Origin of the sequence: Micromonospora sp. AB353 (assembly GCF_049538395.1) — a bacterium.
In the GTDB taxonomy this organism is placed as follows: domain Bacteria; phylum Actinomycetota; class Actinomycetes; order Mycobacteriales; family Micromonosporaceae; genus Micromonospora; species Micromonospora aurantiaca.
Genome location: NZ_JBMVFV010000077.1, coordinates 17,745 through 27,908, shown reverse-complemented (window position 1 = coordinate 27,908; position 10,164 = coordinate 17,745). Strand labels below are relative to the sequence as shown.

The 10,164-nt window shown below is 70.3% G+C and carries 12 protein-coding genes; 11 read left to right on the top strand and 1 reads right to left on the bottom strand.

Annotated features, from left to right (window positions below; all coding sequences use genetic code 11):
- The first annotated feature begins 58 nt into the window (after positions 1–58).
- Positions 59–877, top strand: a complete 819-nt coding sequence (gene proC / locus ACPCK6_RS24440; protein WP_334461794.1) for a pyrroline-5-carboxylate reductase — start codon at positions 59–61, stop codon at positions 875–877.
- 3 nt (positions 878–880) lie between these two features.
- Here proC and ACPCK6_RS24435 read toward each other — a convergent pair whose 3' ends face one another.
- Entirely contained in the window at positions 881–1,609 is a 729-nt protein-coding gene (locus ACPCK6_RS24435) for a DUF1275 family protein (protein WP_423482335.1), read from the bottom strand.
- Positions 1,610–1,899: 290 nt separating this feature from the next.
- Here ACPCK6_RS24435 and ACPCK6_RS24430 point away from each other — a divergent pair, with 290 nt between their 5' ends.
- Genes ACPCK6_RS24430 through ACPCK6_RS24390 form a run of 10 tightly spaced genes read left to right on the top strand, consistent with a single transcriptional unit; the run spans position 1,900 to position 10,078 of the window.
- The gene (locus ACPCK6_RS24430; RefSeq protein WP_013287657.1) at positions 1,900–2,202 is read left to right on the top strand and encodes an urease subunit gamma; all 303 of its coding nucleotides are present in this window, start codon (positions 1,900–1,902) and stop codon (positions 2,200–2,202) included.
- 43 nt (positions 2,203–2,245) lie between these two features.
- Positions 2,246–2,719: an urease subunit beta gene (locus tag ACPCK6_RS24425; RefSeq protein WP_463673748.1), complete on the top strand. Its 474-nt coding sequence runs from the start codon at positions 2,246–2,248 to the stop codon at positions 2,717–2,719.
- A gap of 41 nt (positions 2,720–2,760) precedes the next feature.
- Positions 2,761–3,147 (top strand): hypothetical protein, encoded by a 387-nt coding sequence (locus tag ACPCK6_RS29740; protein ID WP_514132363.1) that lies wholly within the window; start codon positions 2,761–2,763, stop codon positions 3,145–3,147.
- Positions 3,129–4,478, top strand: coding sequence for an urease subunit alpha (gene ureC / locus ACPCK6_RS24420; RefSeq protein WP_514132364.1), 1,350 nt, complete (start codon positions 3,129–3,131; stop codon positions 4,476–4,478). The genes ACPCK6_RS29740 and ureC overlap by 19 nt, the downstream gene beginning before the upstream one ends.
- A 59-nt stretch (positions 4,479–4,537) precedes the next feature.
- Complete coding sequence (locus ACPCK6_RS24415; protein WP_318334964.1) at positions 4,538–5,101, top strand: urease accessory protein UreE; 564 nt, start codon at positions 4,538–4,540, stop codon at positions 5,099–5,101.
- Positions 5,102–5,119: 18 nt separating this feature from the next.
- Complete coding sequence (locus tag ACPCK6_RS24410; protein ID WP_423482334.1) at positions 5,120–5,797, top strand: urease accessory protein UreF; 678 nt, start codon at positions 5,120–5,122, stop codon at positions 5,795–5,797.
- 30 nt (positions 5,798–5,827) lie between these two features.
- Complete coding sequence (gene ureG, locus ACPCK6_RS24405) at positions 5,828–6,457, top strand: urease accessory protein UreG (protein ID WP_013287653.1); 630 nt, start codon at positions 5,828–5,830, stop codon at positions 6,455–6,457.
- Positions 6,454–7,371, top strand: coding sequence for an urease accessory protein UreD (locus tag ACPCK6_RS24400; RefSeq protein ID WP_423482333.1), 918 nt, complete (start codon positions 6,454–6,456; stop codon positions 7,369–7,371). The genes ureG and ACPCK6_RS24400 overlap by 4 nt, the downstream gene beginning before the upstream one ends.
- An 18-nt stretch (positions 7,372–7,389) precedes the next feature.
- Positions 7,390–8,460: an urea transporter gene (yut, locus tag ACPCK6_RS24395; RefSeq protein ID WP_423482332.1), complete on the top strand. Its 1,071-nt coding sequence runs from the start codon at positions 7,390–7,392 to the stop codon at positions 8,458–8,460.
- The gene (locus ACPCK6_RS24390) at positions 8,438–10,078 is read left to right on the top strand and encodes an ammonium transporter (protein WP_423482331.1); all 1,641 of its coding nucleotides are present in this window, start codon (positions 8,438–8,440) and stop codon (positions 10,076–10,078) included. Before yut ends, ACPCK6_RS24390 begins: the two co-directional genes overlap by 23 nt.
- Positions 10,079–10,164: the final 86 nt, after the last annotated feature.

Sequence of the window (10,164 nt, the reverse complement as noted above, 5' to 3'; positions counted from 1 at the left end):
GCCGGTCCTGGCCGGCCCGCCACGCCGTGCCCACGTGACCCGGGAAGGGGTACGGCTGATGGCACGCGAGGTGCACACGGTCGCGGTGATCGGCGCCGGCAAGATCGGTGAGCTGATGCTCTCCGGGCTGCTGCGTTCCGGCTGGCCGGTGGAGCGGCTGCTCGCCACCGCGCGGCGGCCGGCGCGGGCGCGGGAGCTGGCCGACCGCTACGGCGTACGGGTGGTGGACAACCTCACCGCCGTGACCGAGGCCGAGGTGCTGGCCGTGTCGGTCAAGCCGCAGGACGCCGCCGCGCTGCTGGACGAGATCGGCCCGAAGGTGCCGGCCGACAAGCTGGTGATCTCGCTCTGCGCCGGCCTGCCGACATCCTTCTTCAACCGCCGGCTACCAGAGGGCACCCCCGTGGTCCGGGTCATGACCAACACCCCGGCGCTCGTCGACGAGGCGATGAGCGCGATCTCGGCGGGCGCGTACGCCACCGGCGAGCATCTGGCCCTGGCGGAGGAGATGTTCTCCCCGCTCGGTGCCACCGTCCGGGTGCCCGAGTCGCAGCAGGACGCGGTCACCGCGCTCTCCGGCTCCGGTCCGGCCTACTTCTACCTGCTGGTCGAGGCGATGATCGACGCGGGCATCCTGCTCGGCCTGCCGCGCCAGGTGGCGCACGAGCTGATCGTGCAGACCGCGATCGGCTCGGCGGTGATGCTGCGTGACTCCGGGGAGCACCCGGTGAAGCTGCGCGAGGCGGTCACCTCGCCCGCGGGCACCACCATCTCGGCGATCCGCGAGCTGGAGAACCACGGCGTACGCGCGGCCATGCTGGCGGCGCTGGAGGCGGCCCGGGACCGGGCCCGGGAACTCGCCGCCCAGGCGGACTGACGCTCAGCCGGGCCGCGACGCCGGTCCCGGCTGCCGGTGCCGGCGGAGCAGCAGGATAAGCGCGGCCAGCGCGAGCGTCCCCCACAGCGGCACCCAGCGGGGCCGGTGCTGGGCGAGCATGCCGACCGCGCCGCCGACGCTGTAGCTGACCAGGGCGAGCAGCCCGAGCAGGGTGCCCCGCCGGGCTCGGCCCCGGCCGGCGGCGGGGCCGAGCAGCCAGCGGGCGGCCCGCTCACCGGTCTTGGTCGTGGTGTCCGACTGGTAGGTGATCGGCGTCGCGATGCCCGCGGTCCGGCTCGCCACGGTGGTGAGGCTGCCCATGGCGACGGCACCGGCGGCGGCGAGCAGCACCCGGGACGCCATGCCGTGCCGGCCGTACGCGAGCGCCAGGTTGAGCACCGTCCAGACGATCATGGCGGCCTCGGTGACCGCGATGTCGACGAGCGGCGCCGCCGCCGGCCGGGTGCGGTGGCGGAGCAGGTTCACCAGTCCGGCGGCGATGGCGAACGCGACGATCGAGGCTGCCGAGACCGGCCACGTGGGATGCCCGCCGGCCGGTCCCATGCCGAGGAAGATGGCGTTTCCGGACTGGTTGGCGACGAACGCGCCGTACCGCAGGAACGCGAAGGCGTCCAGCGCTCCGGCGGTGACGACGGCGAGCACGAGCGCCCCGAGCGGGTGGCGGAACTCGCGGTAGGAGTCCGCGGAGCCGTACCGCGCCGACCGGTTCACCCTTCCCCCGTCCGTATGCAGGCGGCCCCGGCGACGTCCGGGAGTTTCGTCGGCGGACCGCTGCGCAACCTACTGTATGTCGCATATGTAGGTTTTTGGCAGTTTCGGTGGGCGGGGGGTCGTCGGCGGACGGGGTGACATGGCGGCGAGCGGACGCGCGACCGGCCGGCGTAAGCGGGCGCACAACCGCTTCCTGAAATCTCCCTGAACACCTGCGGGTGTGACAAACCGCTCTTACCGTGACGGAATAGCTGAAACCGTACAGAAGGTGCGGACGAAGGGATCGCGAAGTGCATCTCACGCCGAAGGAATTCGACAAGCTGACGATCCACTCGTTGGCGATGGTGGCGAACGCCCGCAAGGCACGCGGGGTCAAGCTCAACCACCCCGAGGCCGTGGCGGTGATCTGCGCCGCGGCGCTCGAAGGCGCGCGCGAGGGCAAGACCGTCGAGGAGGTCATGAACGACGCGAGCCACGTGCTCACCGCCGACGACGTGATCCCCGGCGTGGCGGACATGATCCCGATGCTCCAGGTCGAAGCGGTCTTCACCGACGGGTCACGGCTGATCACCGTCCACTCACCCATCCAGTAGAGCAGCGACCGGAGGCCACGGTCTCCGGCAGAGCGGGGGCGACATGGCGAAGCAACACCCGGGACCGAACTCCAAGCACCTTCGGCCCATCGGCGGCTACAAGCTCAGCGACCAACCTCTGGAACTCAACGCCGGGCGGCCGGTGACCGAGGTGGTCGTGCACAACACCGGCGACCGGCCCATCCAGGTCGGATCCCACTTCCACTTCTTCGAGGCCAACCGCTTCCTGGAGTTCGACCGCCCGTCGGCGTTCGGCAAGCGGCTGAACATCCCGGCCACCACCTCGATCCGGTTCGAGCCGGGCGACCGTAAGACCGTCCAGCTCGTCCCGTACGGCGGCTCCCAGCGGGTGTACGGCTTCAACGGCCTGGTCCAGGGCTGGACCGGCGACGGGCCGATCCCCGGCTACCGACCGGACCGGGCCGAGGCGCTCCACCAGGCCCAGACGCGCGGCTTCAAGACCACGTCGCAGCAGCAGGACCAGGGCCAGAGCAAGAGCGGCAAGGGCGACAAGTAGCCCGGCAATCCTTCGACGCGCCAGAGCTGGAGCGACAACGCATGAGTCAGATCTCACGGCAGGAATATGCCGGAATGTACGGCCCGACCACGGGCGACCAGATCCGCCTGGGTGACACCGACCTCTACATCGAGATCGAGAAGGACCTGCGGGTCCTCGGCGACGAGGTCATGTACGGCGGTGGCAAGACCCTGCGCGACGGCATGGGCAGTGCCAGCCAGGCCACCAGCGCCGAAGGCGTGGTGGACCTGGTGATCACCAACGTGACCATCGTGGACGCGCTGCTCGGCGTGGTCAAGGCGGACGTGGGGATCAAGGACGGCAAGATCGCCGGGATCGGCAAGGCCGGCAACCCCAACATCATGGACGGGGTGACCCCGGGCCTGGTGACCGGTCCGGGCACCGACGGATCTCCGGCGAGCACCTGATCCTGACCGCCGGCGGCATCGACGCGCACGTCCACCTGGTCACCCCGCAGCAGGTGTACGCCGCGCTCAGCAACGGCGTCACCACCCTGTGGGGTGGCGGCACCGGGCCCAGCGACAGCACCAACGGCGTCACCATCACGCCCGGCCCCTGGAATATCCACAACATGATGCGGGCCTTCGAGAACCTGCCGATCAACATCGGCCTGCTGGGCAAGGGCAACAGCAGCGGTCGTGCGCCCCTCGTCGAGCAGATCATGGCCGGGGTGCCCAGCTTCAAGATCCATGAGGACTGGGGTGCGCCGCCCGCGGTGATCCGGTCCTGCCTGGCCGTCGCCGACGAGTACGACGTGCAGATCAGCATCCACACCGACACGCTCAACGAGAGCGGCTACATCGAGGACAGCATCGCCGCCTTCGAGGGTCGGACCATCCACACCTTCCACACCGAGGGCGCCGGCGGCGGGCACGCGCCGGACATCATCAAGGTCGCCGGCCAGATGAACGTCCTGCCCGCCTCGACCACGCCGACGGTGCCGTACGGCATCAACAGCCAGTCCGAGCTGTACGACATGATCATGGTCTGCCACAACTTCAACCCGAAGGTGCCCTCGGACGTCGCCTTCGTGGAGAGCCGCATCCGCACCGAGACGATCGCCGCCGAGGACGTGCTCCTCGACGAGGGCGTCATCTCGATGATGCAGAGCGACTCGCAGGCCATGGGCCGGGTGGGGGAGACCTGGCTGCGCACCGTCCAGCTCGCCGGGCAGATGAAGAACGTCCGGGGCAAGCTGGCCGAGGACTCCGACGCCAACGACAACTTCCGCGTCCTGCGCTACGTCGCCAAGATGACCATCAACCCGGCGATCACCCAGGGCGTCTCGCACGTCATCGGCTCGGTCACCCCGGGCAAGCTCGCCGACCTGGTGCTCTGGGAGCCCGCGTTCTTCGGCACGAAGCCGAAGATGGTGCTCAAGGGCGGCATGATCGCGTGGTCGATCATGGGCGACCCGAACGCGTCGCTGCCCACCCCGCAGCCGGTCTACTACCGGCCCATGTTCGGCGCCACCGGCTCCCAGGTCGCCAAGAACTGCGTGACGTTCGTGTCCCGGGCCGCGCACGAGGCGGGTGTGGCCGAACAGCTCGGCCTGCAACGGCAGGTCATGCCGGTCTACGGCTGCCGCAACCTGACCAAGCGCGACATGGTGCGCAACGACCGTACGCCGAAGCTCGAAGTCGACCCGGAGACCTTCGCCGTGAAGATGGACGGCGTGCACGCGACGGTGCCGGCGGCCAAGAACCTCCCCCTCAGCCAGCTCTACTTCTTCAGCTGACCCGGCGCGGTGTCCCGCCCCGGCCGGGCCGGCGGCGGGGCCGCGTGAAAGGAGAACACATGCTCGTCGAAACGGTACTCGGCAACGTGAACGAGCCGGCCTGGACCGAGCGGCTCCGGGAGGCCAAGGTCGACGACCTCGTCCTCGACCAGTGGGACGCCCAGAAGAGCCGGCTGCGCCGCACCACAAGCCTCGGCACCGAGCTGGCGCTGTCCCTGGCCCGCGGCGTACGGCTGCGCGACGGCGACGTGCTGGCCTGGGACGACGACACCGCGACAGCGGTGGTGGCCCGGATCGCGCTCGGCGAGGTCATGGTCGTGCACCTCGACACGCTGCACGGGGAGTCCCTGGACATGGTGATCCGCTCGGCCGTCGAACTCGGCCACGCGATCGGCAACCAGCACTGGCCGGCGGTGGTGAAGGGCACCAAGATGTACGTCCCGCTGACTGTGGACCGCAAGGTCATGGACTCGGTGATGCGGACCCACGCGTTCACCGGTCTCACCCACGAGTTCATCCCCGGCACCGAGATCATCGCGTACCTGGCCCCGCACGAGTCGCGGCGCCTGTTCGGCGGGGCCGACTCGACCCCGCACACGCACCTGCCCGCCGACCTGAACTGAGGGGCCGGGGTGTCCACGGTGACCGAGGCACTGAAACTGCTCCAGTTCGGCGACTCGGTCTTCCCGGTCGGCGCCTTCTCCTTCTCCAACGGGCTGGAGACGGCGGTCGAGCAGGGGGCGGTGCACGACCGGACCACGTTGCAGGAGTTCGTGCGTACCGTCACGCGCGCCGCCGCCACCGGTGACGGGGTGGCGCTGCTCGTGGCGCACCGCGCCGCCCGCGCCGGCGACCTCGACGGGATCCGGGCGGCCGACGAGGCCGTACACCTGCGCAAGATCAACGAGGAGACGCGGACGATGACCGTCCGCATGGGGCGCAAGCTGGCCGAGGCCGCCGAACGGGTGGTGGGGGAGTCCCTGCTGCGCAAGCGCGTCGCGGAGAGCAGCGGCGGCGTCCCGGTCACCTACCCGGTCGCGCTCGGCGTGCTCTTCGCCGAACTCGGCGTGGGCGAGGCGGACGCGTTCGCCGCCCACCAGTACGGCGCGGCCTCCATGGTGCTCGGCGCGGCGGTCCGGCTCATGCGGGTGGACCACCTCGACACCCAGTCGATCCTCTTCGCGGTGAACGAGCGGGTCGGCGAGGACTACGAGGAAATGCGCACCGCCGGGCTCGACGACATGCAGAGCTTCGCGCCGCACCTCGACGTGCTGGCCGGCGCGCACCAGCACGCACACGTACGGATGTTCATGAGCTGAGCGCTCATCACCTGAAGGGCTTTTTCAAAGATGAAATCAGCGAGTCGGATCGGCGTCGGCGGCCCGGTGGGCAGCGGCAAGACGGCCATCATCGAGGCCGTCGTGCCCCGCCTGGTCGAGCAGGGCCTGCGCATCCTGGTCATCACCAACGACGTGGTCACCACCGAGGACGCCAAACACGTCCGCCGTGCCCTGACCGGCGTGCTGGTGGAGGAACGCATCGTCGGCGTGGAGACCGGCGCCTGCCCGCACACCGCCGTTCGCGAGGACCCCAGCATGAACCTCGCCGCGGTCGAGGACATGGAGGCGCGGTTCCCGGACAGCGACGTCGTGCTCATCGAGAGCGGCGGCGACAACCTCACGCTCACCTTCAGCCCGGCACTCGTCGACTACTTCATCTACGTGATCGACGTGGCGGCCGGCGACAAGATCCCGCGCAAGAACGGCCCCGGTATCTCCAAGTCCGACATCCTCGTGATCAACAAAACCGACCTGGCCCCGTACGTCGACGCCGACCTGGACGTGATGGCCCGCGACGCCGAGCTGATGCGCGGCGGCAAGCCGTTCGTGTTCACCAACTGCAAGACCGGCGAGGGCATCGACGACCTGGTGGACCTGGTCCGCCGCAACGCGCTGTTCGACGCCGAAGTCCTCGCATGACCACTCTGGACTCCGTCCGGGAACTCGCGCCGTACCAGGACCAGCCGGCGCAGCTGCCGGCCGCCGCGAACGGCAAGGTGGGCATCCTCCGGCTGGGGTTCGAGCGGCGCGAGGACCGGACCATCATGCGCGACGTCTTCCGGCAGTCTCCGCTGCTGGTGCAGCGCGCGCTGTACTGGGACGAGGAGATGCCGGGCCTGCCCTGCGTCATGATCCTCACCACCTCCGGCGGCGTGCTCCAGGGCGACCGGCTGCGCATCGACGTCGACCTGGGGCCGGGCGCGCAGGCGCACCTGGTCACCCAGGCCGCCACCAAGATCCAGGAGATGGACGCCAACTACGGCACCCAGACCCAGAGCTTCACCCTGGCCGAGGACGCCTACCTGGAGTTCCTGCCCGAACCGGTGATCCCGTTCCGGCGCAGCCGGTTCGTCTCCGACACCGTGGTCCGGCTGCCGGAGACCGCGACGATGCTGTACGCCGAGGTGCTCCAGCCCGGCCGCAAGTACTACCGCGACGGTGAGATCTTCGCGTACGACCTGTTCTCCACCACGCTGCGGGCGCAGCGGCCCGACGGACGCCCGCTGTTCGTCGAGAAGTTCGTCATCACGCCCGGCCGGTTCCCGGTGTCACGGATCGGGATGATGGACCGCTTCCACGTCTTCGGCAACGCCGTGCTGCTGACCGACCCGGACCGGGCGGCCCGGGTCTTCGAGCGGACCGCGACGCCGGTGTGGGACGAGCAGACACCGCTGGCCACCGCCGTCAGCCGGCTGCCGAACGACGCCGGCCTGGTGTTCAAGGTGCTGGGTCAGGAGACCGAGCCGGTCCGCGCGGCGGTACGCGCGTTCTGCACCGCCGCCCGCGAAGAGGTGACCGGCTGCACCTTCCCGCCGGTCTTCAGCTGGCGTTGAGGCGAGGAGGACAGCGACATGGCCGACATCGGACGAGGCTGGCACCGTCTGGCCGACCGGAACCCGGCGGTCGGGTTCGTCGACTCCTGCCTGCGCGGCGCCGCGCAGGTGGTGCTCCAGAACAATCCGCTCAGCGGCCTGCTCATCCTGATCGCGCTCGCCTGGGGCGCGTTCGAGAACGGGACGCCCCGGGTGTTCGGCGGCGGCGTGCTCGGCCTGGTCGTGGGCACCGCGACCGCGCTGGCGCTCCGGGTCGACATGTCCAGCTGGCGCAAGGGCCTGTTCGGCTTCAGCCCGCTACTGACCGGCCTCGCGGTGCCCACGTTCCTCGACCAGCGTCCGCTGATGTGGCTCTACCTCGTGCTCGGCGCGATCGGCACGGTGGTGGTCACGCTCGCCCTCAACGCCGTCTTCAAACGCTGGAACCTGACCGCCTACACGTTCCCGTTCGTGCTCACGACCTGGTTCCTGCTGATGGCGGCGTACCAGTTCAACAGGTTCACCGTCCTCACCAAGCTGACGCCGCAGTTCCCCGGTGAGGGATCGCTGACCGGCGGGACGTTCGACTGGGGCCTCATCCCGGTCTTCTTCAAGGGCGTGTCCCAGATCTACCTGATCGAGAGCTGGGTCACCGGCCTGCTCATCCTCATCGCCCTGCTGATCAACTCCCGGTGGTCGGCGCTGTTCGCGGTGATCGGCGCCGTCGGCGCGACACTGCTGGCGCTCTGGTTCGGCGCCGACGGCGCGTCCCTGGACAAGGGCCTGTTCGCCTTCAACGCGGTGCTGACCGCGATCGTGGTGGGCGCCGTGGCGCACCGCCCCGGCGCGCTGGTCACCGTCTACACGCTGTTCGGCATCGCGCTGACGCTGTTCGTGCAGATGGCGCTGACCACCATGCTCACCCCGCTCGGCATCCCGGTGCTGACCGGGCCGTTCAACATCGCCACCTGGCTGTTGCTGCTGCCGGACCGGCACTTCGCGCCGGTGCCCAACCACGAACGGGTCAAGGACACCGTGATGCACACCGTCCGCGACTCCGTCCACCTGCGAGAGAAGGAGGGAAACCGTGTCCGCTCCGAACGCGGGTGACACCGCCTGGGTGCTCGTCTGCGCCGGCCTCGTCCTGTTCATGACGCCGGGGCTCGCCGCGTTCTACGGCGGCATGGTCCGCACCCGCAACGTCCTGGCGATGCTGCAACAGAACATGATCGCGCTGGGCGTGGTCAGCCTGACCTGGGTGCTCGTCGGCTACACCATCGCCTTCGGCGACGACGCCGGCAGCGGACTCTTCGGCAACCTGGAACTGTTCGGGCTCACCGACCTGAAGGTGCCGCCCGCACCGAACCTGCACGTCATCGACGGCCGGATCACCATCCCGACGCTGGCGTTCGTGCTGTTCCAGATGATGTTCGCGGTGATCACACCCGCGCTGGTCACCGGCGCCACCGCCGGCCGGCTGCGCTTCGGCGGCTGGGTGCTGTTCCTCGCGGTCTGGTCGATAGTGGTCTACGCGCCGATCGCGCACTGGCTCTGGCATCCCGGCGGGTGGCTCGCCAAGTTCGGCACCCAGGACTGGGCCGGCGGGCTCGTCGTGCACGCCAGCGCCGGCGCCGCCGTCCTCGCCGTCCTGCTCGTCGTCGGCCGGCGCCGGGACTGGCCGCACACCGCCGCGCCGCCGAACTCGATCCCGCTGACCATCGTCGGCGCCGGCATCCTCTGGTTCGGCTGGTTCGGCTTCAACGGCGGCGACGGCCTCCAGGCCAACGGCCTGGCCGCCCAGGCCGTTCTCAACACGCACCTGGCCGCCGCCGCGGCGATGCTCGTCTGGCTGGCGCTGGAACGCGTCACCGACGGACACAGCACCGTCGTGGGCGCGGTCTCCGGCGCGGTCGCGGGCCTCGCGACTGTCACCCCGACCGCCGGGTACGTCAACGCGGCCTCGGCCGTCGCGATCGGCGCGCTGGCCGGCCTGGTCTGCCACTTCGCGCTGAAGCTGAAGTACGTGCTGCGCCTCGACGACGCGCTCGACGTGCTCGCCGTGCACTTCGTCGGCGGCATGCTCGGCACGCTCCTGCTCGGCCTGTTCGGCAACCGCGGGGTCAACCCGCTCGGCGCCGACGGGCTGCTCCTCGGCGGGGGAGGCGGCCTGCTGTGGCGCCAGCTCGTCGGCGTGGTGAGCGTTGTGGCGTTCTCCTTCGTCCTGACCTGGCTGATCGCCGCCGGGGTGCAGGCGCTCATCGGCCTGCGCGTGCCGCCGGCCGACCAGGAACGCCTGGACCAGGCGCAACAGGGTGCCGACGCGTACCACCTGGGCGGGGTCACCAGCCTGACCGCGCCCGGCGCGCCCCGGCGCCGTGCCGCGGCGGCACCGGACGGCGAACCGGCCGCGCCGCCCGGCCAGCGGGTACGGCTGGTCACCGCGCTGCTGGAACCGGACCCGGCGGCGAACAGCGCCGACCTGCGCGACGCGCTGCTGCGCGCGGGCGCGATCTCGGTCATCGTCAGCGACGCCGCCGTGGCGACGACGACGCCACAGGCCAGCCTGCTGCCGCGTGGTTACTGGCAGGACCAGCCGTTGTCGGCCCGGCTGCGCGTCACGGTGCTGGTGGGTGCGGACGGGGTGGGGGCGGTGCTGGACGAGCTGGACCGGATGGGGGCCCGGCGGAGCGACACGTTCGTGCAGGAGGCGGAACGCGTCCAATCCTGACCGAGGGGTGACTCCCACCGAGCAGGATCGAGACGTCTGACTCCTTGAGTGGTAGGGCGCGATGACGCAGGCTGTGCGTATGGCGC

Bases quoted from the DNA above. Each gene is read 5' to 3' on its own strand.
- proC (WP_334461794.1), top strand. From the start codon at position 59: ATGGCACGCGAGGTGCACACGGTCGCGGTGATCGGCGCCGGCAAGATC.
- ACPCK6_RS24425 (WP_463673748.1), top strand. From the start codon at position 2,246: ATGGCGAAGCAACACCCGGGACCGAACTCCAAGCACCTTCGGCCCATC.
- ACPCK6_RS29740 (WP_514132363.1), top strand. From the start codon at position 2,761: ATGAGTCAGATCTCACGGCAGGAATATGCCGGAATGTACGGCCCGACC.
- ACPCK6_RS24415 (WP_318334964.1), top strand. From the start codon at position 4,538: ATGCTCGTCGAAACGGTACTCGGCAACGTGAACGAGCCGGCCTGGACC.
- ureG (WP_013287653.1), top strand. From the start codon at position 5,828: ATGAAATCAGCGAGTCGGATCGGCGTCGGCGGCCCGGTGGGCAGCGGC.
- ACPCK6_RS24400 (WP_423482333.1), top strand. From the start codon at position 6,454: ATGACCACTCTGGACTCCGTCCGGGAACTCGCGCCGTACCAGGACCAG.
- yut (WP_423482332.1), top strand. From the start codon at position 7,390: ATGGCCGACATCGGACGAGGCTGGCACCGTCTGGCCGACCGGAACCCG.